The following is a 23,609-nucleotide window of genomic DNA, read 5'->3' as shown; positions in this document are numbered from 1 at the left end:
GCAGGTTGGCCCACCGCCGCAGTGGCGTGATCGCCAGCCCGCCGATCAGGAACCACAGCGCGATCTTGCCCAGCCGGTGTTCGATCTCCTTCACCGGATCGACGCCGATCTGCCCCGAGACCACCAGCCACAGCACCCAGCCCAGCGGGATCAGCCCCGCCAGATAGACCGCCCAGACAGGAATCCGCCGCATCAGTAGAACGTCCGCAGGTCCATACCCTGATAAAGCCCCGCCACCTGATCCGCGTATCCGTTGAACGGCTGCGTCGGCACCCGCGCCGCCAACAGCCCCGCGCCGATCACCCGTTCCGTCGCCTGACTCCAGCGCGGATGGTCCACCGCCGGGTTCACATTGGCATAGAAACCGTATTCGCTCGGCTGCAACCGGTTCCACGAGGTCGGCGGCATGTCTTCGGTCAGGGTGATCTTCACGATGCTCTTGATCGACTTGAAGCCGTATTTCCACGGCACCACCAACCGCAGCGGCGCGCCGTTCTGCTTCGGCAGCGCCTCGCCATAAAGCCCCGAGGCCAGAATTGTCAGCGGATGCCTCGCTTCATCGAGCCGCAACCCCTCGACATAGGGCCAGTCAATTCCTGTCCCCGGCATCTCCGACGGACGGTAGAGCGTCTCGAAGGCCACGAACTTCGCCCCCGGCCGCACCCCCGCCCGATCCAGCACCGCCGAGAGCGGCAGCCCGATCCAGGGGATCACCATCGACCAGGCCTCGACACAGCGGAAATGATAGATCCGCTCCTCCAGCGGCGCCATCCGCAGCACATCCTCCAGCGCATAGCTGCCGGGGCGCTCGACCAGCCCGCCGATTTCGACCGACCACGGATCCGTGGTCATCCGCCCGGCATGGGCCTTCGGATCATCCTTGTCCCAGCCGAATTCGTAGAAGTTGTTGTACGAGGTGATCTGCTCGTAGGTGTTCGGCTTCGCCTCGGTCGACAGCGGCGAGGGCCGCGCGTCTATCCTCGCCGCCGCCGGCCCCGCCAGCCCGACGGCCAGGGCCCCCGCCAGCACCTCGCGCCGCCGCAGGAACTGCGCTTTCGGCGTCACATCGGCCCAGGTCGGCGTCTTTCGCATCGCTCACCTCCGGTTCGCGGCACAGGATAGCGCGACCCGGCGCCAGTGCCGCATCGAAAATGTCCTGCTTTCGCAAATGTGACCCGACTGGACAGATGCGCCCCCGTCGCCTATCTCCGGGGGATCATGGCCCATAAACACGACCCCAATTCAAAGCTGATCGCCGAAAACCGGCAGGCGCGCTATCATTACGCCATCGAGGACGACCTTGAGGCGGGCATCGTGCTGACCGGATCCGAGGTGAAATCGCTGCGCCGCGGGCAGGCCAATATCGCCGAAAGCTATGCCTCGATCGAAGGGGGCGAGCTGTGGCTGATCAACTCCTATATCGCCGCCTACAAGGAAGCGGGCGTCTTCGGCCATGAGGAACGCCGCCGCCGGAAACTGCTGGTGTCGAAACGGCAGTTGTCGAACCTGTGGCAGGATGTCGGGCGCAAGGGCATGACCATCGTGCCCTTGAAGATGTATTTCAACGACCGCGGCCGGGTGAAGCTGCTGATCGGCACCGCGCGCGGCAAGAAGCTCGCCGACAAGCGCGCGACCGAAGCCAAGCGCGACTGGGACCGCCAGAAACAGCGCCTGCTGAAGCAAAGCCTCTAGCGCCCTTGCCCGCCCCCGGCCTTCCCGCTAACACAAGGGGAAACCGGGAGGGTGATGCGATGGATGATCCGAAAACGCTTGTTTCCACCGACTGGCTGGCTGCCCATTTGCACGATCCGGATCTTCGGATTCTCGATGCGTCGTGGTTCATGCCCGGCTCCGGCAAGGATGCGAAGGCGGGCTACAACAGCGCCCATATCCCCGGGGCGCGGTTCTTTGACATCGACGAGATTTCCGACACCCGGTCTTCGCTGCCGCATATGGCGCCGCCGCCGGAAAAGTTCATCTCCCGGATGCGGGCGATGGGCGTGGGTGACGGCCATCAGGTGGTGATCTACGATCAGGCCGGGATCTTTTCCGCGCCGCGCGTGTGGTGGCTGTTCCGCCTGATGGGCAAGACCGATGTCGCCGTGCTGGACGGCGGCCTGCCGAAATGGATCGCCGAGGGGCGCGAGACCGAAGACCTGCCCCCCGTGATGCGCGACCGCCACATGACGGTGCAGCGTCAGGCGGCGCTGGTGCGTGACGTGACGCAGGTGGCCCATGCCGCAAAGCTGCGCGACCATGAAATCGTCGATGCCCGCGCGCATGACCGCTTCACCGGCGCCACGCCGGAGCCGCGCCCGGGCCTGCGTTCGGGCCATATCCCGGGGGCGAAGAACCTGCCCTTCGGCCAGCTGCTGAACGCCGACGGCACGATGAAATCCCCCGCCGACCTGCGCTCCGCGTTTGAAGCCGCCGGTGTGGACCTGACGAAACCCGTCATCACCTCCTGCGGCTCGGGTGTCACTGCCGCGATCCTCGCCTTCGCGCTGGAGATCATCGGCAAGCGGGACTGGTCGCTTTACGACGGATCCTGGGCCGAATGGGGCATGTACAACGACCTGAAGGTCGCAACCGGAGAAGCATGATGTTCCAGACCCTGACGCCGCAGGCCCCCGACAAGATCCTGCAACTGATCGGCATGTTCAACGCCGATCCGCGCACGGAAAAGGTCGATCTGGGGGTCGGGGTCTACAAGAACGCGCAGGGCGTGACGCCGGTGATGCGCGCCGTCCGGGCCGCCGAAAAGCGGATCTGGGACAATGAGACCACGAAGACCTATACCCAGATGCCGGGCGAACCGGCCTTTCACGCCGCGATGGCGGAACTGGTTCTGGGCAAGGGCTATCCGGCGGAGCGGCTGGCGGCGTTGCAGACCGTGGGCGGCACCGGCGCCGTGCGCATGGCGTTTGAAATCGCGCGCATGGCCAATCCCGGCACCACCGTCTGGGTCTGCGATCCGACCTGGCCGAACCACCTGACGATCCTCGATTTCATGAAGCTGCCGCGCAAGAGCTACCGCTATTTCGACGCGCAGGCCCGGGCGGTGGATTTCGCGGCGATGATCGCGGATCTGCAAGCCGTGCAGAAGGGCGACCTCGTGCTGCTGCATGGCTGCTGCCACAACCCGACGGGGGCGAATCTGACGCTCGACCAATGGGGGACGGTGGCGGATCTGCTGGCGGCGAAGGGTGCCGTGCCGATGATCGACCTCGCCTATCAGGGCTTTGGCGACGGGCTGGAACAGGATGCGGCGGGCACGCGCCTGCTGGCCACGCGCCTGCCCGAGGTGCTGATCGCCTCGTCCTGCTCGAAGAATTTCGGCATCTACCGCGAACGCACCGGCTGCCTGCTGGTGCTGGGCGATGCGGCAAACCGGGCGGTGACGCAAAACACGCTCGGCTTCCTGAACCGGCAGACCTACTCCTTCGCGCCCGATCACGGCGCGCGGGTGGTGACCACCATCCTCACCGATCCGGAGCTGCGCCGGATGTGGGAAGATGAGCTCGAAGAAGTCCGCTCCGGCATGCTCGGCCTGCGCAGCCAGCTGGCCGAGGAACTGCGCCGCCTGACCAATTCCGACCGGTTCGATTTCCTCGCCCACCACCGCGGCATGTTCTCGCGCCTCGGCGCGACGCCGGAACAGGTGGAGAAGATGCGCACCGACAGCGGCATCTATATGGTCGGGGATTCGCGGATGAACATCGCCGGGCTGAACACGGACAGCGTTCCGGTCCTCGCCCGCGCGATCGTCGCCGCCGGGGTCTGAGCCAACCGGCGCTCCCCGGCGGGGAGCGCCGGCGCCGGATCAGGCCGGTTGCTTCACGAAGCGCAGATAGGGCAGCTTCGTCTCCACCTTGCCGAATTTCTTCTCGCCATCCTCGGTCGAGACCGACAGCGCCAGAATCACTTCCTGACCGGGCTGCCAGTTCGCGGGGGTGGCGAAGGGCACACCATCCGTCGCCCGCACCGCATCCAGCGCGCGCAGGATCTCGGCGAAGTTGCGCCCGACCGACATCGGATAGGAAATCGTCAGGCGGACCTTCTTGTCCGGCCCGATGATGTAGACCGTGCGCACCGTCGCCGAATGCGCGGGCGTGCGGCCCTCGCCGGGCAGGTAGTAATCGGCGGGCAGCATGTCGAAGGCTTTCGACACGGTGAGCGAGGTGTCGTCGATGATCGGGAAATCGGCGGGGGCGCCGCCGAGTGCCTGAATGTCATGCTTCCATTTCGCGTGATCCTCGACCGAATCGACCGAAACGCCGATGACCTTGGTGCCACGCGCGGCCCATTCCGGCGCAAGCTGCGCCACAGCCGAGAATTCCGTGGTGCAGACCGGCGTGAAGTCGCGCGGATGCGAGAACAGCACCGCATAATGGCCATCGAGCCAGTCGTGGAAGCGGATCTCGCCCGCCGTCGAAGGCGCAGTGAAATCGGGAACCGTGTCGTTGATGCGCAGAGCCATCTTGCTCTCCCTCTGTATCGAATCCGGGCGGAATCTAGGTCAGGGAGAAGGAAGTTTCATCCCCTCCGAAGATTGCCCCCATACTTCAGGAGAAAATCATCGCCATCTGGCCCTTGGGTGGAAAATCCTTCTCCACCGTTGCCTTCATGCGCGGCGGCTGGCACGCTCCGGGGCAAACAGGAGGATCCCCATGCTCACGAAACGCGAATTCTACATCGACGGCGCCTGGGTCGCGCCGCTGGCGGGGCGCGATTACCATGTCATCGACCCCTCGACCGAAGAGCCCTGCGCGGTGATCTCTCTCGGCGAACGCGCGGATACCGAGGCCGCCGTCGCTGCCGCGAAGGCCGCCCTGCCCGGCTGGAAGGCCGTTCCGCCCGCTGAACGGCTGGCCTATGTCGAAAAGATCTACGCGATCTACAAGGCCCGCGCCGAGGAAATGGCCCAGGCGATGAGCCTTGAGATGGGCGCGCCGATCACGCTTGCCCGCGCGGCACAGACGGGGGCCGGGGCCTATCACATCAAATGCTTCATCGAGGCGGCGAAGAAATTCGACTGGATCCACCCGCTCGGCGACGGCACCCCGGGCGCGATGATCGCCTATGAGCCGGTGGGGGTCGTCGGCCTGATCACGCCGTGGAACTGGCCGATGAATCAGGTCACGCTGAAGGTGATCCCGGCGCTGCTGGCGGGCTGCACGATGGTGCTGAAACCCTCCGAAGAGGCACCGCTGTCCTCGATTCTGTTCGCGGAATTCGTCGATCAGGCGGGGGTGCCGAAGGGCGTGTTCAACCTGGTGAACGGCGATGGCGCGGGCGTGGGCACGCAGCTTTCGACCCATCCGGATGTCGAGATGATCTCCTTCACCGGCTCGACCCGCGCCGGACGCGCGATCAGCAAGAACGCCGCCGAAACGCTCAAGCGCGTCTGCCTCGAACTGGGCGGCAAGGGGGCGAATCTGGTCTTTGCCGATGCCGACGACGAGGCCGTGCGCCGTGGCGTGCGGCATATGTTCGAGAATTCGGGCCAGTCGTGCAACGCGCCCTCGCGGATGCTGGTCGAACGTCCGGCCTATGAAAAGGCGCTGCAAATTGCGAAACAGACCGCCGAGGAAACCCGCGTCGGCAGCCCGCGCGAAGAGGGCGACCACATCGGCCCGGTCATCAACCAAAGCCAGTATGACAAGATCCAGGGCCTGATCGAAAGCGGCATCAAGGAAGGCGCGACGCTCCTTGCCGGTGGGCCGGGCCGTCCCGAAGGGCTAAACAAGGGCTATTACGTCCGCCCGACGATCTTTGCCGACTGCACGCCCGACATGACGGTCATGCGCGAGGAAATATTCGGCCCGGTGCTGTCGATCATGCCCTTCGACACCGAGGAAGAGGCGATGGCGATCGCCAATGACACGCCCTATGGCCTGACCAACTATGTCCAGACGCAGAATGCCGAACGGGCGAACCGCATCCTGCGGGAATTCCACTCAGGGATGGTCGTCGCCAATGGCAAGAGCCGGGGCAATGGCGCGCCCTTCGGCGGGGTGTCCTCCTCGGGCCGGGCGCGCGAAGGCGGCCGCTGGGGCATCGAGGAATTCTGCGATGTGAAGTCGATCGGCGGCTGGTTCGAATAGGCCGTTTCCTGTTGGCCGGGCCCCCGGCCAACAGGTCCGTTCAGGGCGCGATCCCCGCCATTTCGCAGACGATCCGCCATTCCTCCTCGGTCACCGGCTGCACCGACAGCCGCATCGAGGTCACCAGCGACATGTCCGCCAGCCGCGGCTCCGCCTTCACATCGGCAAGCGTCACCGGGTTCGCCACGGGGCGCAGCGCGCGGATGTCCACACAGTCCCAACGGGGATCCTCGGTCGTCGTGTCGTGATGCGCCTCGGCGCAGACCTCGGCGATGCCGACGATCTCCTTGCCCTGATTGGAATGGTAGAAGAAACCCTGATCGCCCAGCTTCATCGCCCGCATGTTGTTGCGCGCCAGATAGTTGCGCACGCCGTCCCACTGTTCCCCTGCGGCCCCCTTCGCAACCAGGTCATCCCAGGAAAAGACGTCGGGCTCGGATTTGAACAGCCATTTCGCCATCAGCCGATGACCCGTTTCCATTCGGTGATGGTGACGCTTCTCGAACAGGCCGGCCTTGGCATAGGGGTCGTTCGCGGCGAAGGTCTCGGCCACCTGACGGTCACCCTCGACGATCACCAGCGATCCGACCATCGCGCCGTCTTCGATCAGCGGCCCGCCCAGGAACACCACGCCGCTGCCGTTGGCATAGGCCAGATGGGCCTCGCGGTTGTCGAGCCGGGTTTGCAGCGCGCCGGGTTTGTCACGGCAGAGCAGAGCGAAATACATGGTCATTCCTCCTTGAGCGGGCGCGTCAACAGCGCCTGAGTGGCCTCGGCCACGGTGATACGATGCGCCGACAGCGCGGTGACCATGGCGGCCACCGGCATCTCGATGCCGATACGGCGGGACAGATCGACCACGGCGCGCGCGGTCGCCACCCCTTCGACGGTGGTGTTCGGGTCGAACCCCGCGCCCTGCCCCAAAGCCACGCCATAGCGGAAATTGCGCGACTGCGCCGAAGTGCAGGTCAGCACCAGATCGCCGAACCCCGACAGCCCCGCCAGCGTTTCGGGCCGCGCCCCCAGCCGGGCGGCCAGCCGCGTCATCTCGGCGAAGCCCCGGGTCATCAGCGCGGCGCGGGCGGAATCGCCCAGTTCCGCCCCGATCACCACCCCGGCGGCAATCGCGATCACATTCTTCAGCGCCCCGCCCAGTTCGGCGCCCACCGTATCCGTGGTGCGATAGATCCGCAGCGTCGGCGTGGACAGTTCCGCCTGAAGCGCCGCGCCCTTCCCGGCACAGGCCAGCGTCAGCGCCGTCGGCAGCCCGCGCGCAATATCGGCGGCAAAGCTCGGCCCGGTCAGGATCGCGGCCACCGCCCCCGGACAGGCCCCCCGGATCAGCGCGACCGGCCCCTGCCCCGTCGCAAGGTCGATCCCTTTTGAGCAGGCCACCAGCCGCCGCCCGTCCAGCGCCGCGCGATGGGTGGCCAGAAACGCCCCCATCTGCTGCATCGGCATGGCGAGAAGGATCGTCTCCGCCTGCGGCAGTTCCGCCGTAACGCTGACATTCCCGGGCAGCTCCGCCATCGGCAGGCGGCGATCGTTGCGGCGGGTGCGGCGCATCTGCGCCACATGGTCCGCATCGCGCGCCCAGAGCGCCACCGCCCCGTTCTGCGCCAGCGTGATCGCCAGCGCCGTGCCGAAAGCCCCCGCCCCCAGAACCGCGATCATGCCTTCGCCCCCTTCTTGCCGGAGCCGAGCATCGACGGCGCCGCCCGGTCGAGCGGCCAGCGCGGCCGCGCCGCCAGGTCCATCCCGTCCCGGTGCCCGGCCACGAACCGCTGAATCCCGGCCCAGGCGATCATCGCTGCATTGTCGGTGCACAGCCGGAGCGGCGGCGCCGCGAAGCGCACCCCGGCCCGTGCCGCAACCTCTTCGAGCCGCGCCCGGATCGCCCGGTTCGCCGCCACCCCCCCCGCCACGGCAAAAGCCGTCACCTCGGGGCTGGCCGCCAAAGCCCGGCGCGATTTCTCGGCCAGAACGTCGCAAACGGCGGCCTGAAACCCCGCGCAGAGATCGGCCCGCGCCTTGCGGGTCAGCCCGCCGCGCTCCGCCACCACCGCATCGCGGGCGCGCAGCAGCGCCGTCTTCAGCCCGGAAAAGGACATGTCACAGCCCGGCCGGTCCAACAGCGGGCGCGGAAACGGCACCGCCTTCGGATCGCCCATCGCCGCCTCGGCCTCGACCATCGGCCCGCCGGGCTGCGGCAGGCCCAGCAGTTTCGCCGTCTTGTCGAAGGCTTCGCCCGGGGCATCGTCGATCGTGCCGCCCAGCCGGGTGAACTCCTCCGGCCCGCGCACTGTCAGAAACTGGCAATGCCCGCCCGAAACGAGCAGCAAGAGATAGGGAAAGCCCAGCCCCTCGGACAGTTGCGGCGTCAGCGCATGGCCCGCCAGATGGTTCACCCCCACCAGCGGCAGCCCCGCCCCGGCGGCGATCCCCTTGGCGCACATCACGCCCGACATCACCCCGCCGATCAGCCCCGGCCCCGCCGTCACCGCCACCCCATCGAGCGCGCGCAGCGTCACCCCCGCCTCCGCCAGCGCCTGTTCGACGCAGATATCCAGCTTCTCGGCATGGGCGCGTGCGGCGATTTCCGGCACCACGCCGCCATAGGGCGCATGCAGCGCCACCTGCCCCGCCACCACCGAAGACAGGATCCGCGGCGTGCCCCCCTCCAGCCGCACGACCGCGGCGGCGGTATCGTCGCAGCTCGATTCGATGCCGAGGAAGGTCAGGCTCTGGCTCATGGCGGTCCGGTTGCGCGGTTTCATCTTCGCAGGTAACACCGGGGGCGTGTTCATACAATCCCGGGGCCGCCCGTGACCACCCGCCCGACCGTTCTCGTCACCCGCCCCGCCGAAGCCGCCGCGCGCTTCGCCGATGCCTTCCGGGCGCGGTTCGGCGCGGATTGGCCCGTGGTAAGCGCGCCCCTGACGGAAATCGTGCCGACCGGCACCGAGGTGCCTCAGGCGGATGTGCTGATCTTTACCTCGGAACGCGGCGTGACCGTGCCCGGGGCTGGACGGCTGGCCTATTGCGTCGGCACCCGCACGGCACAGGCGGCGCGCGCGGCCGGCTTTCGGGTGGTGACGGGGCCCGGTGAGGCGCGGGGCCTGTGCGCGCTGATCCTGTCCGAGCGGCCCCGGGGCCGGATCGTGCATGCCCGTGGCCTGGAGGTCGCGCGGCCCATTGCCGCAGAACTGACCCGGGCCGGGCTGCCCACGGCGGAGGTCATCGTCTACCGGCAGCAGGATCTGCCCCTCTCGCCGCAGGCGCGCGGCCTGCTGGACCGGCCCGGCCCGATTCTGGTGCCGCTGTTCTCGCCGCGCGGAGCGGCGCGGTTCGCGGCGGCGGCACGGGGCGCGCGGGCGATGCTCTGGATCGCGGCGATTTCCGGGGCGGCGGCGCGGGCCTGCACAGGGGCCGAAACGGGGGCCGAACGGCTCGAAATCGCGCCCTCACCCGATCAGGGCGGCATTCTGGACGCCATAGCACAGCTATTGAAGAATCAGGCGGGTTGAGCGGCGGCAAACCCGCCACTAGACTGCCCCCGTAACACGGCGCATCCGCGCGAGACTGGAGGAGTAGCAGTGGCAAACCGAACGACTCATCGCACCGATGCGACCGAGGGCACAGAGGCCCCCGAGGTGCCGCCCGTCACCGCCGCGCCCGAAACGGCCGCGCCCGCGGAAACGGTCGCCGATGACGCCGCGCCGGACTCGACGGAAACCGGCCCCTGGGCTGAGGAACCGAAGGATTCCACGCCCGCAGAGTCCGAACCCGCTGACAGCGACCCCAAGGAGCCGGAGCCCGTTACGGACCCCGAACCCACCCCCGAGCCCGTCAAACCGGAACCGGAGGCCGCGAAGCCCGAACCTGCCGCGCCGGTAGTGGTGCACAAGGGGCCGGGTGCCGGGGCGCTGATTCTGGGCGGCGTGGTGGCCGCGCTGATCGGGGGCGGGGCCACGCTTTATGCCATCCCGCATCTGCCGCCGCAGCTTGCCGGCTGGATCCAGCCGCCGCAGCCCAACACCACGGCCTTTGATTCGGCTCTCAGCGCGCAGGGCAGCCGGATCGACGCGGTAGCCGCCTCGGTCGAGGCGCTGAAAGCCGCCCCCGCCCCGGCGGCCGATCTGACCGGCCTGCAAGGCGCGCTCGACGCGAATGCGGCCGACATGCGCACCCTTCAGGAGAGCGTCAAGGCGCTGGCCGACCGGATCACCGCGTTGGAATCCCGCCCCGTCGCCGTGGTCGAAGGCGGCGCCCCCGTCGATAGCGCCGCCGCGCTGCAATCGCAGATCGACACGTTGCGCGCGCAACTTTCGGGGGTCGGCAATGTCGGGGATGTGCAGGCGCAGATCGCCGCTGCGGCTGCGGCGGTGAAATCCGAACTGGAAAGCGCACAGGGCCAGGCCTCGCAGATCGGCTCCGCCGCCGAGGCCGCCGCCAGGCGCAGCCTGCAACAGGCGGCGGCGGCGCGCGTGGCTGCCGCCTTGCAGGCCGGGGTGCCGCTGGCCCCCGCCCTCGCCGATGCCGAAGCCGCCGGGCTGACCGTGCCCGATGCGCTGAAAGCCGATGTGCCCGGCCTCTCCGTGCTGCAATCCACTTTCCCCGAGGCCGCACGCACCGCGCTGACTGCCTCGCGCAAGGCTGCGGCGGGCACCGGGCTGGGCGAGCGTCTCGGGGCCTTCCTGATGGCGCAGACCGGGGCGCGGTCGCTGACCCCGCGCGAGGGCACGGACCCCGATGCGGTGATGTCGCGCGCCCAGGCCGCGGTCGACGATGGCGACCTGCCCCGCGCGATCCAGGAGATCGGCGCCCTGCCCCAGGCCGGGCAGGCGCTGATGTCGGGCTGGATCACCCAGGCGCAGTTGCGCATCGCCGCCGATCAGGCGGTGGCCGACCTTGCGCAATCCGTGAAGTGAGGGGACACCGATGATCTGGTCCTTCATCAAGGTCGCGCTGTTCATCGCCATCGTCGCGGTGGTCGCGCTCGTCGGCGCGCATCTGGCCGACAGCGCGCAGGGGCTGCGGCTGATTTTTGCCGGAACCGAATATACGCTGCGCCCGGTGTCTGCGGTGATCGCGGCGCTGGTGCTGTTCGCGCTGGTCTGGCTGGCGCTGAAACTCACCGGGCTGCTGGTCGCCTTCCTGCGCTTCATCAACGGCGACGAAACAGCGGTCACCCGCTATTTCGACCGCAGCCGCGAGCGCAAGGGATATGAGGCGCTGGCCGAGGGGATGCTGGCCGTCGCCTCCGGGGAGGGGAAGCTCGCGCTGTCGAAGGCCGCGCGGGCGGAACGCTTCCTGCACCGTCCCGAGCTGACCAACCTGCTCTCGGCGCAGGCCGCCGAAGTGGCCGGGGACAGCCGCAAGGCCGAAGAGGTCTACAAGAAGCTTCTGGGCGATGACCGCACCCGTTTCGTCGGCGTCCGCGGCCTGATGCGGCAAAAGCTCAAGGATGGCGATACGGATACCGCGCTGAAACTGGCCGAGAAAGCCTATGCCCTGAAGCCGAATCACGTCGAAGTGCAGGATACGCTGTTGCAGTTGCAGGCCGAGAAGGGCAACTGGAAGGGCGCGCGCGAGGTGCTCAACGCCAAGCGCTGGCAGGGGCTGTTGCCGAAGGATGTCCACAAGCGGCGCGACGCGGTGATGGCGCTTCAGGAAGCCAAGGAGGTCTTTGCCGAGGGCGCCACGATCGAGGCCCGCGAAGCCGCGATCGCCGCGAACAAATCCTCGCCCGACCTGATCCCGGCGGCGGTTCTGGCGGCCCGCGCCTATGTGGCCGAGGGCAAGCCGAAGAATGCGACGCGGGTGCTGTTGAAGGCATGGGAAGCCCGCCCGCATCCGGATCTGGCGGCGGCCTTCGCCGCGATCGTACCCGACGAGGATCCGGCGGCGCGGCTGAAACGGTTCGAAAAGCTGCTGTCGCTGCGTCCGGATGACGAGGAAACGAAGCTGCTGCGCGCCGAACTCGCCCTTGCGGTCGAGGATTTCCCGGCGGCGCGGCGGGCCCTGGGCGATCTGCCGGAAACCCATCCCACGGCGCGCGTGCTGGCGATTCTGGCGGCGGTCGAGCGGGGCGAAGGCGCGGATGACGCGGTGGTGCGCGGCTGGCTCGCCCGGGCGCTGACGGCGCCGCGCGGGCCGCAGTGGTGCTGTGACAAGTGCCACAACATCCAGGCGGAATGGACCCCGGTCTGCGACAATTGCGGCGGATTCGATACGCTCACCTGGCGCGAACCGGTCCAGACCGAAATGCCCTTGCCGAACGGGGCCGAGATGCTGCCGCTGATCGTGGGCAAGCCGCAACCGGCGGAACCGGCCCCCGATTGGGTCGATGCCGCCGCAGAAGCCCCGGTGGACGGCAAGCCGGACGAAAAATAGGGCTACACAACGCCGTGCGGGCATGCTAACTGCCCGCACAGGATCCCGGCGGTTCATGTCGGCGGGGTCGGGTGACCGGTTTCGGTCATTCATGGAAATGCCGGTGTAGCTCAGCTGGTAGAGCACGTCATTCGTAATGATGGGGTCGGGGGTTCGAGTCCCTTCACCGGCACCAGTACCCTACTGGAACCAGCGAAAAGGCCGTCCCCCGGGGCGGCCTTTTGCTTTGCCGCAGAGGGCGAATGCCCCCTCTACGCAGAAAACGAAGCCCCGGCAGCCGCCAGCACGAAGAGTGTCCCCCCGGAAGCGGAGGACCGAGGCGCGCGGTTCACGGCGTGACGTTGCCGAAGGCGTGTCCCTCCCCGGAAGCGGGGGACCGAGTGTCCGGACCGGCGATCGGCTGTCTATGCCGTTGGTTCCCCACGGATGCGGGGAATCGTTTCTGCGCAGGCTGGCGACACCGGGCCTATCCCAGCGGATGTGGCGAACGGGACCGGCTTCCCGAGGCCATGGCCATTGGCTCACCCCCTCTGGTGAGCGGAGGATTACGGCGCAGACAATCCGCAAGCGGTTCGGTTCATCCCGCAGGGGCGGGGAACAGGACGCGTTGCGCTCCACCGCGATGTGACGAACCGGCCCAGTGCGGGGAACAGGGCAAGGGCCGACCATACCCGGAACTTGGCATCCCCGCAGGGGCGGGGAACAGCTCGTTCTGTTCCGTGTCGTTTATTTTCGGCTCATCCCCGCAGGGGCGCAGAACGCCTCGGGTTCAGCCACTCCGTTTCACCCCAGCGGGCGGGAGGACAGGGTTGAAGCGGCAGGAGCGGCTCCTCAAGACCCGGTATGTCCGGAGAGCAGGCCGAGGCATCGTCCCTCCCCGCCCTACCCCATGCCCTATTTCAGGGAGACCAGCCCCTCCAGCGCCAGGCCCCGGAAGGGTTTCACCGTTCGCAGCACGATATAGCTCGACAGGTTGCTGATCTTCGGCCCCAGCCGGAGGAGTTCATCCGACAGCATCTGATAGGCCGCCACATCGGGGCAGATGAACCGCACGAGGTAGTCGATCGGGCCGCTGACCTTGGTGCATTCGACGACGAAGCGCATCTCCGTCACCATATCCTCGAAGGTCTTGAAATCCTTCAGCCCGTGGTCGCGCAGGGTGACGGCGGCGATCACATCGACATGGCGGCAGACCTTCGTCAGTTCGACCCGCGCCTGAAAGCAGGAGATCACGCCCGCCTTCTCCATCCGCCGCACCCGGTTCAGGCAGGGGCTGGGCGACAGGCCGACGGAATCGGCCAGTTCCTGATTGGTCATGCGGCCATCGACCTGAAGCCGTTCCAGGATCTTCAGGTCGATCTGGTCCAGTGTCACACTGCCGTCATTGTCTTTCATCGTATTTTGCCACCCCTGTTTTTCGTTAAATTGTCTCCCGCCCGGCGCGAAGCACAAGCCGATTCTGCCGGGCGTGCCGCGCCGCAGCGGGCGCGCGGGGCGATCTGCGGGCGGGTCCGGCAGATCCTGCCCTGAAAACGCTCATCGCTTGCGGAATTTTCCATCGCGGCGGGCAACTACGGCAGGACTTGCCCCCTGCCCCGAGGTAATCTTCCGTTTACAAATGCCGCGGACCACCGCGCGAACCATAATAAACAACGAACAGGGATACAGATGAACGGAACACCCAGCCTGGGCAGGCGCCTGCTGCGCAAGAAGCCCATGACCAATGTCGTTGACGGACACGGCGCGCATGACGGCGAGCTCAAGCGCTCCATCACCCTCTTTCAGCTTACCATGTTCGGCGTGGGTGCGACGATCGGCACCGGGATCTTCTTCGTGCTGAGCGAACAGGTGCCGATCGCGGGGCCTGCGGTGCTGGTTTCCTTCCTGCTGGCCGGGATCACGGCGGGGCTGACGGCGCTGTGCTATGCGGAGATGAGTTCGATGATCCCGGTCTCGGGCTCGTCCTATTCCTATGCCTATGTGACAATGGGCGAGGGCGTGGCCTTTCTGGTCGCCGCCTGCCTGATCATGGAATACGGCATCTCCGCCGCCGCCGTTTCAGTGGGCTGGAGCGAATATCTGCACAACCTGATCCACAACACCACCGGGCTGGAACTGCCGCGCTGGATGCTGTCGGCGCCACTGGTGGCCGAGGGCTATTCGCTGCATTTCGGCGGCGAGGGGCTGATCAACCTGCCCGCAGCGGTGCTGGTGTTCCTGTGCTCGCTGCTCCTGATGCGCGGGGCGACGGAATCGGCGCGGACCAATGCGATCATGGTGGTGATCAAGCTTCTCGGTGCTGGTGCTGTTCATCGCCATCGCGGTCACCGCCTTTGACGGCAGCCGTCTGCTGCCCTTCGCGCCGCAGGGCGTCACGGGGATCAGCGCGGCGGCAGGGGCGATCTTCTTCACCTATGTCGGGCTCGACGCGGTTTCGACGGCGGGCGAAGAGGTGGAGAACCCGCGCCGGAACCTGCCGCTGGCGATCCTGCTGGCGCTGATCATCGTCACGACCTTCTATGTGCTGGTGGCGCTGGTCGCGCTCGGCGCGCAGCCGACCGAAGCCTTCGAGGGGCAGGAGGCGGGCCTTGCCACGATCCTCCAGAACATCACCGGCTCGACCTGGCCCGCGATCGTGCTGTCCGCGGGCGCGGTGGTTTCGGTGTTCTCGGTCACGCTGATCGTGCTTTACGGCCAGACGCGGATCCTGTTTGCCATGGCGCGCGACGGGATGCTCCCGCCGATCTTCGCCAAGGTGAACCCGCACACGCTGTCCCCCAATGCGAACACGTTGATCGTGGCCTGCTGCGTGGCGGCGGTGGCGGCCTTCATGCCGGCCGATGTGCTGTGGCACCTGACCAGCATGGGCACGCTGGTGGCCTTTGCGGTGGTGTCGGCGGGGGTGATCGTGCTGCGCTACCGCCAGCCGGACGCGCCGCGCGGCTTTCGCGTGCCGCTCTTTCCGCTGCTGCCGATCCTGAGCATCCTGTCCTGCCTCTACCTGATCTCCAGCCTGTCGTTCATCGTGTTCAAGCTGACGGCGGTCTGGGCGTTCCTGGCGGCGGTTCTGTATTTCACCTATTCGGCGCGGCATTCGGCGCTGGAACGCAAGGACGGGGCGCAATGAAATATCTGGTGGGGTATTCCGCCGACAAGGGCGGGGCCGAGGCGCTGCAACTCGCGGGCTGGCTCGCGCGGTCCTCCGGCGGGTCGATCGTGGTGGTGACGGTGCTGCCGGGGGGGTGGGATCACCCCTCCCCCGCGCGGGTCGATGTGGAATATGTCCGGTTTCTGGACCAATATGCCGCGAAGACCCTGGCCGGGGCACATAAATTCGCGCCCGAGGGCGTCGAGGCCGAATTCCACGCCCGCCACGCCGGAACGGCGAGCGACGGGCTGATCGCGGCGGCGGCGGAATTCGGCGCCGGGGCGATCGTGCTCGGCTCCTCGCGCAAGGCGCCGACGACACGGTTTCAGGAAGGCGTCGTCGCCTCGGAAATCCTGCGCAGCGCCTCGGTGCCGGTGGTGCTCGCGCCGCGCGGCTATGTTCCGCCGCCGCAGGGCGTGTCGCGGGTGACCTGCGCCATCGCCTCGTCGCGCCGCTCGGTCGAGCTGGCGCAGAAGGCGGGCGAAATCGCGACGGGCTTCGGGGTGCCGCTGCGGCTCGCGACCTTCATCGTCCGCGACCGGCAGATGTATCCGACGGGCGCGGGCTATGACGCGGAAAACATGGTGGCGAACCAGTTCCGCGAACAGGCGAGCGCCGCCTATGAGCAGATCAGCGCGACCTGGCCCGGCCCGGACAAGCCCGAACTGGTTCTGGGCGACGGGCGGAACTGGAAATCCGCCGTCGCTTCGCTGGACTGGGATCCGGCGGAGCTTCTGGTGATCGGGTCGAGCCATCTGGGCGGGTTCCTGCGGGTCTTCGTCGGCTCGAACTCCGGCAAGATCCTGCGCCACGCCCCGGTGCCGCGCATGATCGTCCCGCGCATGGCCGAACCGGCATAACCCCCCTACGGACAAAAGGAAGAACTCCGCATGAATATCGTCTCCACCTCGGTCTATGTCGGTCCGAACGTCCATGCACGGGGGGCGCTGATCCGGCTGGGCGTCGATGTGAAGCCCGCCTATGCCGCGCGTCTGGCCGAACTGGGCGGCGCGGCGATGGAGCCGCTTCTGGCGGTGCTGCCCGGCTGGGCGGCGGCGGATCCGGATTGGGTGGCGGCGGCCTGTGCGGGACAGGTCACGCTGGGCGATCTGCTGGCGAAGCTGGCGCTGGAACTGCAACGCGTGGCGGGGCAGCGCGGCGATCTGGCCTGGTCCGAGGCGGACGGCGATCTGTGGCGGGTGTTCTACAGCTTCGATTCCGAGGACATCGGCCTTGAAGCGGGCGAAGTCGCCTGCGACCTGCTCGCCGCCATCGCCAAGGATGAGGCGGAGGATCTGTCGGAGGATCTGGGCCGGTTCCTGCGCTATGCGGACAAGCGCAGCCTCGGCCCCTCGGCGCTGGAACTGGTGCGGGCGGCGGAGGCGCGGGATATTCCGTGGTCGCGGCTGAACGATGCGAGCCTGATTCAGGTCGGACAGGGCAAATACCAGCAACGGATCGAGGCCGCGCTGACCTCGCGCACCTCGCATATCGCGGTGGAGATCGCTTCGGACAAGAACATCTGCAACCAGTTGCTGGGCGATCTCGGCCTGCCGGTGCCGAAACAGCGGCTGGTCTATGACGCGGACGAAGCCGTTTCGGCGGCCAACCGGATCGGCTATCCCGTGGTGGTCAAACCGCTCGATGGCAACCATGGCCGCGGTGTGACGGTGAACATCACCGACGAAGCGGGCGTCGAGGCGGCCTTTGCCGTCGCCGACGAAGAGGGCAGCGCCGTGGTGGTCGAAAGCATGATCACCGGCGACGACCACCGCCTGCTGGTGGTCAACGGCACCCTGGTCGCCGCCGCGCGCCGCGTGCCGGGCCATGTGAAGGGCGACGGCAGCCACTCCATCGCGGAACTGGTCGAGATCGTGAACCGCGATCCGCGCCGGGGTGTCGGCCATGAAAACGTCCTGACGCGGCTGGAACTCGATGCGCAGGCGCTGCGCCTGCTCGAAGAGCGCGGCTATACGCCCGAAACCGTGCCGCCCGAGGGCGAGGAAGTCTATCTGCGCAAGACCGCCAATATCTCCACCGGCGGGACGGCGGTCGATTGCACCGACACGATCCACCCGGACAACCGGCTGATGGCGGAGCGTGCGATCCGGGCGATCGGCCTCGATGTCGGCGCGGTGGATTTCCTGACCTCCGACATCACCCGCAGCTATCGCGAAACCGGCGGCGGGATTTGTGAAATCAACGCCGGGCCGGGCCTGCGCATGCACATCGCGCCGTCCGAGGGCACACCGCGCGACGTGGGCGGCGCGATCATGGACATGCTGTTCCCGCCGGGCACGCAATCGCGCGTACCGATCGCCGCGCTGACCGGCACCAACGGCAAGACCACCTGCGCCCGGATGCTGGCGCATATCCTCAAGATGGCGGGGCATGTGGTGGGGCAGACCTCGACCGATGCGGTCTATATCGACGGCAACGTCACGGTGAAGGGCGACATGACCGGCCCGGTTTCCGCGCGGATGGTGCTGCGCGATCCGGCGGTGGATATTGCCGTGCTGGAAACCGCGCGGGGGGGCATCGTGCGCTCCGGCCTTGGGTATAATTTCTGCGACGTGGGGGCGGTGCTGAACGTCACCTCGGACCACCTCGGGCTCGGGGGCGTCGATACGCTCGATGGTCTCGCGCGGGTCAAGCGGGTGATCGCCGAGGTCACGCGCGGTACCGTGGTGCTGAACGCCGACAACGAATATACGTTGAAGATGGCCAGCCATTCCCCCGCGCAACATATCCTTTACGTCACCCGCAACCCGGATCACGAGCTGGTGCGGGAACATATTCGCCTCGGCAAGCGCGCGGTGGTGCTGGAACAGGGGATCAACGGCGATCAGATCGTGATCTATGACAAGGGCACGCAGATCCCGCTGATCTGGACGCATCTGATCCCGGCAACGCTGGAGGGCAAGGCGCTCCACAATGTCGAAAACGCGATGTTCGCCGCCGCCATGGCCTTTGCCCTGGGCAAGACGCTGGACCAGATCCGCACAGGCCTGCGCACCTTTGACAACACCTTCTTCCAGTCTCCGGGCCGGATGAACGTCTTTGACGAACACGGCTTCCGGGTGATCCTGGACTATGGCCATAACGAGGCCGCCGTGGGCGCGATGGTCGATCTGGTGGACCGGCTGAAACCGCGCGGGCGGCGCATCGTCTGCGTCACCTGCCCCGGCGACCGGCGCGACGAAGACGCGCTCGCCATCGCGGCCAAGGTGGCGGGGCATTTCGACCATTACATCTGCCACCGCGACGACGACCTGCGCAACCGCGCGCCCGATGAAATGCCCCGTCTGATGCGCAAAGCGCTGATCGCGAATGGCGTCCCCGCCGACACGATCCAGATCGTGGAAGAAGAACAGGACGCCCTTGGCACCGCGCTTAGTATGGCGAAGCGGGACGATCTGATCCTGTTCTTCTGCGAAGGCATCACCCGGTCGTGGAAGCAGATCATCCAGTTCACCCCCGCCTTCGGAGCGGAACCCGAGGAGGACCGCGCCGCCCGCCACCTTCAGGACAGTTTCGACATCCCCGAAGGCTACCGCGTCGTCACCGACGAGCGCGGCGTGCTGATTGCGCCCGCGCCCTGACATGACAAGAAGCAATAACCCCAAGCTGGCCGTGATCGGCGGCCGGCTGGAGGACGACAACGACGCGATCTATGCCGCGATGCACCGCCTTTCGGGCGGGCGGATTGTGGTCTTCCCCACCGCTTCGGGCGAACCCGAGGCGGTGGGCGCGGAAACCGTGGCGGTGTTCCGCGCGCATGGGTTCGATGCGGTGCTGGCCCCGGTTTACGGCGAAGGCGCAGCAGCGACGGCGCGCGATCCCGCCGTGGCGGCGCTGGTCACCGATTACGGCAGCGTGTTCTTCACCGGCGGCGATCAGGCGCTGATCACCGGGGCGCTGGCGCCCTGGGGGGTGGACAGCCCCGTTCTGGCGGCGATCCGCGCGGCCCATGCGGCGGGCGGGCTGGTGGCCGGATCCTCCGCCGGTGCCGCGATCATGTCGGAGGTGATGATCGCCGGGGGCACCTCGCTCGAAGCCGCGACCTGGGGCGCGGTGTCGGATCCGGATCAGCCGGGGATCCTGCTCGGCCGGGGGCTCGGCTTCTTCCCCTGGGGCATGGTCGATCAGCATTTCATCAAGCGCGGCCGCTTTGGCCGGCTGGTGGTGGCGATGGCCGCGAGCGGCACCCGGCGCGGCTTTGGCGTCGATGAGAACACCGCGCTGTTCGTCGATGGCAGCCATGCGCAGGTGGTGGGCGAATTCGGCGCCTTCGTGCTCGACATGGGCCCGGCGAAACAGGACCGCCGCCGCCATGCGATCGACAATATCGCCTTCAGCTATGTCGATGACGGCGACAGCATCGACCTTGGCGCGGAACGGATCCTGCCCGGGCCGGAGAAGCGCCCGGTGACGCCGCGAGACATCGCCTATAGCGCGCCCGCGCGTTCGCTGCGCAATGTCTTCGGCGCCTATACGCTTTATGACCTGCTGGCGCGGCTGGTGCTGGGCGATCCCCAGACCTATCCCTCCGACCGTGCCCGCGCGATCGAACCGAAGGGCGGCTATGCCACCACCGTCGAATTCGCGCGCGCGCCTGCCTCAAAGGTGCTGATGTTCGAGCGCGACCGCGATTTCCGCATGACCGCCATCGACTTTCTGGCCAGCATGAGCACGCGCAAGCTGAACGCCGCGCAACTGGCCGAGAACCGGCGTACCGCGCTTGCCCGCGATTACGGCGTGAAGCCCGGGAAGGGCGCGCGGCTGATGCTGCTGGGCTCCACACCGCTGCGGGCCGAGGCGCTGATGGATGAGATCGCGGCACAGGCCACGGGGCCGGTGGGAATCATCGCCGCCGCCTCCGCCGATCCGCGCGACGAAGCCAGCCGCTATGCCCGTGCGCTGGCGGCGCGGGGGGTCGAGGCGGTGGACCTCGGCCTGACCATCGACAATGTGGAACGGCTGTCGCGCGATGCCGCGCTGGTCGGGCGGATCGCCGCGATGAAGACGATCCTGCTCACCGGTGGCAATCAGATCCGGCTGATCGAAACCCTGCTGCACCGGGGCGAGGTCACACCGATCCTGCGCGCCATCGCCTGCGCCCATGCGGCGGGGGGGATGGTGATCGCGGTCAGCGGCGCGGCCTCGGGGCTGTCGGGCTTCATGGTCGCGGGCGGGACGAGCTACGAGGCGCTGCGCTTCGGCATCGCGTCGGATATGGGGCGGCGCGGGCTGGTGATCCAGGAGGGGCTCGGCCTCTTCGGCGCGGCGATCGTGGATCAGAACCTTGCGTCCTCGCGCCGTCTCGGGCGGCTTGCCGTGGCCTGCGCCGAGGAGGGCGTGCGCTACGGGCTGGGCCTTCTCGAAGACAGCGGCGTGATCGCGAGCCATGACGGCCTGCGGCTCACGGTGATCGGTGCGGCGGGGGCGGTGCTGGTCGAGGTCGATCTGGCCCATACCGAATTGCAGGGCGACGATTTCACCGCGCCCGGCACCCGGCTGGCCTTTGCCCTGCCCGGCGACGTGATCGACCTGAAGACCGGCACCATCACCCGCGCCGCGCCCACCGGCGCCACGGAGGCACTGGACAGGCTGGTGCAGGATGTGATCAGCGATTGTTGCGGCAGCTTCGGCACCGACACCCGCCCGGGCCACGAGGTCGAGGCCCATATCGCCCTGCGCTGGACCCCGGCGGGGGATGGCAGCGGGCATCTCGACATGGAAAGCATCCGCGACCGCCACGGTTGAAAGGAACCCCGATGGACAAGCTCGAATTCCCCCTGCCCGGCAGCGATGCCCGCATCACCGCCTTCCGCTATGGCACGCCCGGCGCGCGGCCCAAGGCCTATCTTCAGGCCGGGCTGCATGCCGATGAATTTCCCGGCATGCTGGCGCTGCACCTGCTGCGCGGGATGCTGGAGCGCGCCGGGGACCGCATCACGGGCGAAATCGTGATCCTGCCGCAGGCCAATCCGCTCGGCCTGGAGCAACATCCGAACGGGTTCCTCTATGGCCGCCACGACAGCGCGAGCGGCCAGAATTTCAACCGGGGTTATCCCGACCTCGCGCCCGCGCTGGCGGATCTGCCGCTCGGCCCCGATGCGGCGCAGAACGTGGCGATGGTGCGCGATGCGATGGGCGCGGCGCTGGCGGCGATGCAGCCCGAAACGGCGCTCGATGCGATGCGGCACCGGCTGATGGTGCTGGCCCATGATGCGGATCTGGTGCTGGACCTGCATGCCGACAATCAGGCGCTGCCGCATATGTATACCGGCACGCCGCTCTGGCCCGACGCGCAGGACATCGCCGCCGAGATCGACGCCCGCGCCGTGCTGCTGGCCGAGGTGTCGGGCGGCAATCCGTTCGACGAGGCGCTGAGCGGGCCATGGTGGGCGCTGGCCCGCGCCCGGCCCGAGGCGGCGGTGCCGTCTGCCTGCCTTGCGGCGACGCTGGAACTGGGCAGCAACGATGACGTGGACCTGCGGCTGGCGGAGGATCAGGCGGCGGCGCTCTATCGCATCCTCGAACGGCGCGGGATGATCGAGGGCAACCCGGGCCGCCTGCCCGGCGCGCTGTGCGAGGCGACACCGCTGACCGCGATGGCGCAGGTCAAGGCCCCCGCGGGCGGGCTGATCGCCTATCACCGGCAGTTGGGCGATACCCTGCGCGCGGGCGAGGTGGTGGCCACGATCATCGACCCGCTGGGCACCAGCGTGGAGGTGACCGCCGAGACCGACGGCATCCTCTTCGCCCGCCACAGCCAGCCCTACGCCTGGCCCGGCAAGGTGATCGGCAAGATCGCCGGGGCGAGCGACCTCGCCCACCGGCGGGGGCTGCTGCTGACGGATTAACCGGCGCTCCGGACCTATCAGGCCGGCGCGCCGGGGTGCCTCAACCGGCGCGCAGGATCATGCCGAACAGGTCGCGCGGGTCGTCCGGGTCCGCGATCATGTCGAGGTTCTGATAGAGCCCGGTGTCCTTCAGCCGGGAATGGACATAGCGCAGCGCGGAGAAATCCTCGATCGCGAAGCCCACGCTGTCGAACAGCGTGACCTGACGCGCATCGGTGCGGCCCTTCGCCTGTCCGGTGATGACCTGCCACAGTTCCGTGACCGGATGGTCTGGGGCGAGCTGCTGGATTTCGCCCTCGATCCGGGTCTGCGGCGGGTATTCGACGAAGATGCCGGAGCGCAGCAGAATGTCGCGGTGCAGTTCCGTCTTGCCCGGGCAATCGCCGCCGACCGCGTTGATATGCACCCCGGCGCCCACCATGTTATCGGTCAGGATCGTGGCATACTGCTTGTCGGCGGTGCAGGTGGTGACGATCTGCGCGCCCTCAATCGCCTCTTCGGCGCTGTGGCAGGGCACCACCGTCAACCCGCGCCCGGTCAGGTTGCGCGCGCATTTCTCCGTCGCCGCCGGGTCGATGTCGAATAGCCGGACCTCGCGGATACCGCAGACCGCCTTGAAGGCCATCGCCTGAAATTCCGCCTGCGCGCCATTGCCGATCAGCGCCATCGTCCCGGCGCCCGGCTGCGCCAGCCATTTCGCGGCCATCGCGCTTGTTGCCGCGGTGCGCAGCGCGGTCAGGATCGTCATTTCCGACAGCATCAGCGGATAGCCCGTCGCGACATCCGCCAGCATCCCGAAGGCCGTCACCGTCTGCAACCCCTGCCGCGTGTTCGCGGGGTGGCCGTTGACGTATTTGAAGCCATAGGTCTCGCCGTCCGAGGTCGGCATCAGTTCGATCACGCCGATGTCGGAATGGCTGGCGACGCGCGGCGTCTTGTCGAACAGCGGCCAGCGGATGAAATCGGCCTCGATCTCGGCGGCAAGGGCCGAAAGCATGGTCTCGATCCCGGTCCGCTGCACGAGGCGCATCATGTTCTCGACGCTGACGAAAGGAACGAGGGCGATCTGCGAAGGGGGTGTCATGGGGT

General features: G+C 67.7%; 21 protein-coding genes, 1 tRNA gene and 1 pseudogene (1 of these 23 cut by a window edge). 14 read left to right on the top strand and 9 right to left on the bottom strand.

What is annotated here, in order from left to right; genetic code table 11:
• Both msrQ and msrP read right to left on the bottom strand, forming a co-directional pair.
• On the bottom strand, positions 1-193 hold the beginning of the coding sequence (msrQ, locus tag QM789_RS18470; RefSeq protein ID WP_420353264.1) for a protein-methionine-sulfoxide reductase heme-binding subunit MsrQ. 374 nt of this gene lie to the left of the window's left edge; 193 of the gene's 567 nt are visible here — the first part of the coding sequence; its start codon is at positions 191-193; its stop codon lies beyond the left edge, outside the window.
• Positions 193-1,092: a protein-methionine-sulfoxide reductase catalytic subunit MsrP gene (gene msrP / locus QM789_RS18465; RefSeq protein WP_420353263.1), complete on the bottom strand. Its 900-nt coding sequence runs from the start codon at positions 1,090-1,092 to the stop codon at positions 193-195. The genes msrQ and msrP overlap by 1 nt, the downstream gene beginning before the upstream one ends.
• Before the next feature lie 126 nt (positions 1,093-1,218).
• Here msrP and smpB point away from each other — a divergent pair, with 126 nt between their 5' ends.
• The 3 genes from smpB to QM789_RS18450 are packed head-to-tail and all read left to right on the top strand — an operon-like array spanning position 1,219 to position 3,784.
• Positions 1,219-1,692, top strand: a complete 474-nt coding sequence (gene smpB / locus QM789_RS18460) for an SsrA-binding protein SmpB (RefSeq protein WP_420353262.1) — start codon at positions 1,219-1,221, stop codon at positions 1,690-1,692.
• A gap of 59 nt (positions 1,693-1,751) precedes the next feature.
• Entirely contained in the window at positions 1,752-2,603 is an 852-nt protein-coding gene (gene sseA / locus QM789_RS18455; RefSeq protein ID WP_420353261.1) for a 3-mercaptopyruvate sulfurtransferase, read from the top strand.
• Positions 2,603-3,784, top strand: a complete 1,182-nt coding sequence (locus QM789_RS18450) for an aromatic amino acid transaminase (RefSeq protein ID WP_420353260.1) — start codon at positions 2,603-2,605, stop codon at positions 3,782-3,784. Before sseA ends, QM789_RS18450 begins: the two co-directional genes overlap by 1 nt.
• A 39-nt stretch (positions 3,785-3,823) precedes the next feature.
• Here QM789_RS18450 and QM789_RS18445 read toward each other — a convergent pair whose 3' ends face one another.
• Positions 3,824-4,480, bottom strand: coding sequence for a redoxin domain-containing protein (locus QM789_RS18445; RefSeq protein ID WP_420353259.1), 657 nt, complete (start codon positions 4,478-4,480; stop codon positions 3,824-3,826).
• Positions 4,481-4,670: 190 nt separating this feature from the next.
• Here QM789_RS18445 and QM789_RS18440 point away from each other — a divergent pair, with 190 nt between their 5' ends.
• Complete coding sequence (locus QM789_RS18440; protein ID WP_420353258.1) at positions 4,671-6,107, top strand: aldehyde dehydrogenase family protein; 1,437 nt, start codon at positions 4,671-4,673, stop codon at positions 6,105-6,107.
• A gap of 40 nt (positions 6,108-6,147) precedes the next feature.
• On the opposite strand, the gene QM789_RS18435 is transcribed toward QM789_RS18440, so the two are convergent.
• The 4 genes and pseudogenes from QM789_RS18435 to tsaD form a co-directional block, all read right to left on the bottom strand.
• Positions 6,148-6,567: an EVE domain-containing protein gene (locus QM789_RS18435; protein WP_420353350.1), complete on the bottom strand. Its 420-nt coding sequence runs from the start codon at positions 6,565-6,567 to the stop codon at positions 6,148-6,150.
• Between the two features lie 42 nt (positions 6,568-6,609).
• Positions 6,610-6,834, bottom strand: a pseudogene (locus QM789_RS18430) (YciI family protein); the annotation flags it as partial.
• A gap of 2 nt (positions 6,835-6,836) precedes the next feature.
• Complete coding sequence (locus tag QM789_RS18425) at positions 6,837-7,781, bottom strand: NAD(P)H-dependent glycerol-3-phosphate dehydrogenase (RefSeq protein ID WP_420353257.1); 945 nt, start codon at positions 7,779-7,781, stop codon at positions 6,837-6,839.
• Positions 7,778-8,860, bottom strand: a complete 1,083-nt coding sequence (gene tsaD / locus QM789_RS18420; protein ID WP_420353349.1) for a tRNA (adenosine(37)-N6)-threonylcarbamoyltransferase complex transferase subunit TsaD — start codon at positions 8,858-8,860, stop codon at positions 7,778-7,780. The genes QM789_RS18425 and tsaD overlap by 4 nt, the downstream gene beginning before the upstream one ends.
• A 72-nt stretch (positions 8,861-8,932) precedes the next feature.
• Here tsaD and QM789_RS18415 point away from each other — a divergent pair, with 72 nt between their 5' ends.
• The 4 genes from QM789_RS18415 to QM789_RS18400 all read left to right on the top strand — a co-directional run bounded on the left by QM789_RS18415 (position 8,933) and on the right by QM789_RS18400 (position 12,678).
• Positions 8,933-9,634: a uroporphyrinogen-III synthase gene (locus QM789_RS18415; protein ID WP_420353256.1), complete on the top strand. Its 702-nt coding sequence runs from the start codon at positions 8,933-8,935 to the stop codon at positions 9,632-9,634.
• A gap of 69 nt (positions 9,635-9,703) precedes the next feature.
• Positions 9,704-11,038: a hypothetical protein gene (locus QM789_RS18410; RefSeq protein WP_420353255.1), complete on the top strand. Its 1,335-nt coding sequence runs from the start codon at positions 9,704-9,706 to the stop codon at positions 11,036-11,038.
• Between the two features lie 10 nt (positions 11,039-11,048).
• On the top strand, positions 11,049-12,503 hold the full coding sequence (locus QM789_RS18405) for a heme biosynthesis protein HemY (RefSeq protein WP_420353254.1): 1,455 nt from the start codon (positions 11,049-11,051) through the stop codon (positions 12,501-12,503).
• 99 nt (positions 12,504-12,602) lie between these two features.
• Positions 12,603-12,678, top strand: a tRNA-Thr gene (locus tag QM789_RS18400).
• A 719-nt stretch (positions 12,679-13,397) separates the two neighbouring features.
• Here QM789_RS18400 and QM789_RS18395 read toward each other — a convergent pair.
• A complete protein-coding gene (locus QM789_RS18395) occupies positions 13,398-13,898 on the bottom strand; it encodes an Lrp/AsnC family transcriptional regulator (RefSeq protein WP_420353253.1) in 501 nt (166 codons plus the stop codon).
• A gap of 273 nt (positions 13,899-14,171) precedes the next feature.
• On the opposite strand from QM789_RS18395, the gene QM789_RS18390 reads away from it, so the two are divergent.
• The 6 genes from QM789_RS18390 to QM789_RS18365 are packed head-to-tail and all read left to right on the top strand — an operon-like array spanning position 14,172 to position 22,520.
• On the top strand, positions 14,172-14,840 hold the full coding sequence (locus QM789_RS18390) for an APC family permease (RefSeq protein WP_420353252.1): 669 nt from the start codon (positions 14,172-14,174) through the stop codon (positions 14,838-14,840).
• Positions 14,800-15,630: an amino acid permease gene (locus QM789_RS18385; RefSeq protein ID WP_420353251.1), complete on the top strand. Its 831-nt coding sequence runs from the start codon at positions 14,800-14,802 to the stop codon at positions 15,628-15,630. Before QM789_RS18390 ends, QM789_RS18385 begins: the two co-directional genes overlap by 41 nt.
• Positions 15,627-16,511 (top strand): universal stress protein, encoded by an 885-nt coding sequence (locus QM789_RS18380; RefSeq protein ID WP_420353250.1) that lies wholly within the window; start codon positions 15,627-15,629, stop codon positions 16,509-16,511. Before QM789_RS18385 ends, QM789_RS18380 begins: the two co-directional genes overlap by 4 nt.
• 30 nt (positions 16,512-16,541) lie before the next feature.
• Positions 16,542-19,253 carry a cyanophycin synthetase gene (gene cphA, locus QM789_RS18375; RefSeq protein WP_420353249.1) on the top strand — a complete coding sequence of 904 codons (2,712 nt, stop codon included), beginning with the start codon at positions 16,542-16,544 and terminating at the stop codon, positions 19,251-19,253.
• A 1-nt stretch (position 19,254) separates the two neighbouring features.
• A complete protein-coding gene (locus QM789_RS18370) occupies positions 19,255-21,417 on the top strand; it encodes a cyanophycinase (RefSeq protein WP_420353248.1) in 2,163 nt (720 codons plus the stop codon).
• 11 nt (positions 21,418-21,428) lie between these two features.
• A complete protein-coding gene (locus QM789_RS18365; RefSeq protein ID WP_420353247.1) occupies positions 21,429-22,520 on the top strand; it encodes a succinylglutamate desuccinylase/aspartoacylase family protein in 1,092 nt (363 codons plus the stop codon).
• A gap of 40 nt (positions 22,521-22,560) precedes the next feature.
• On the opposite strand, the gene QM789_RS18360 is transcribed toward QM789_RS18365, so the two are convergent.
• Positions 22,561-23,604, bottom strand: a complete 1,044-nt coding sequence (locus tag QM789_RS18360) for an ornithine cyclodeaminase (protein ID WP_420353246.1) — start codon at positions 23,602-23,604, stop codon at positions 22,561-22,563.
• Positions 23,605-23,609: the final 5 nt, after the last annotated feature.

The organism is Paenirhodobacter sp. (genome assembly GCF_047600745.1).
Classification (GTDB): domain Bacteria; phylum Pseudomonadota; class Alphaproteobacteria; order Rhodobacterales; family Rhodobacteraceae; genus Rhodobacter.
This window is presented reverse-complemented; position numbering and strand designations above follow the sequence as displayed.

What these genes read in the sequence shown, in the direction of transcription:
- QM789_RS18405 (WP_420353254.1), top strand. Translation starts at nt 11,049, where the DNA reads ATGATCTGGTCCTTCATCAAGGTCGCGCTGTTCATCGCCATCGTCGCG.
- QM789_RS18390 (WP_420353252.1), top strand. Translation starts at nt 14,172, where the DNA reads ATGAACGGAACACCCAGCCTGGGCAGGCGCCTGCTGCGCAAGAAGCCC.
- QM789_RS18360 (WP_420353246.1), bottom strand. Translation starts at nt 23,604, where the DNA reads ATGACACCCCCTTCGCAGATCGCCCTCGTTCCTTTCGTCAGCGTCGAG.
- QM789_RS18380 (WP_420353250.1), top strand. Translation starts at nt 15,627, where the DNA reads ATGAAATATCTGGTGGGGTATTCCGCCGACAAGGGCGGGGCCGAGGCG.
- tsaD (WP_420353349.1), bottom strand. Translation starts at nt 8,860, where the DNA reads ATGAGCCAGAGCCTGACCTTCCTCGGCATCGAATCGAGCTGCGACGAT.
- msrP (WP_420353263.1), bottom strand. Translation starts at nt 1,092, where the DNA reads ATGCGAAAGACGCCGACCTGGGCCGATGTGACGCCGAAAGCGCAGTTC.
- QM789_RS18395 (WP_420353253.1), bottom strand. Translation starts at nt 13,898, where the DNA reads ATGAAAGACAATGACGGCAGTGTGACACTGGACCAGATCGACCTGAAG.
- QM789_RS18440 (WP_420353258.1), top strand. Translation starts at nt 4,671, where the DNA reads ATGCTCACGAAACGCGAATTCTACATCGACGGCGCCTGGGTCGCGCCG.
- QM789_RS18450 (WP_420353260.1), top strand. Translation starts at nt 2,603, where the DNA reads ATGTTCCAGACCCTGACGCCGCAGGCCCCCGACAAGATCCTGCAACTG.
- sseA (WP_420353261.1), top strand. Translation starts at nt 1,752, where the DNA reads ATGGATGATCCGAAAACGCTTGTTTCCACCGACTGGCTGGCTGCCCAT.
- QM789_RS18445 (WP_420353259.1), bottom strand. Translation starts at nt 4,480, where the DNA reads ATGGCTCTGCGCATCAACGACACGGTTCCCGATTTCACTGCGCCTTCG.
- QM789_RS18365 (WP_420353247.1), top strand. Translation starts at nt 21,429, where the DNA reads ATGGACAAGCTCGAATTCCCCCTGCCCGGCAGCGATGCCCGCATCACC.
- QM789_RS18370 (WP_420353248.1), top strand. Translation starts at nt 19,255, where the DNA reads ATGACAAGAAGCAATAACCCCAAGCTGGCCGTGATCGGCGGCCGGCTG.
- cphA (WP_420353249.1), top strand. Translation starts at nt 16,542, where the DNA reads ATGAATATCGTCTCCACCTCGGTCTATGTCGGTCCGAACGTCCATGCA.
- QM789_RS18435 (WP_420353350.1), bottom strand. Translation starts at nt 6,567, where the DNA reads ATGGCGAAATGGCTGTTCAAATCCGAGCCCGACGTCTTTTCCTGGGAT.
- QM789_RS18425 (WP_420353257.1), bottom strand. Translation starts at nt 7,781, where the DNA reads ATGATCGCGGTTCTGGGGGCGGGGGCTTTCGGCACGGCGCTGGCGATC.
- smpB (WP_420353262.1), top strand. Translation starts at nt 1,219, where the DNA reads ATGGCCCATAAACACGACCCCAATTCAAAGCTGATCGCCGAAAACCGG.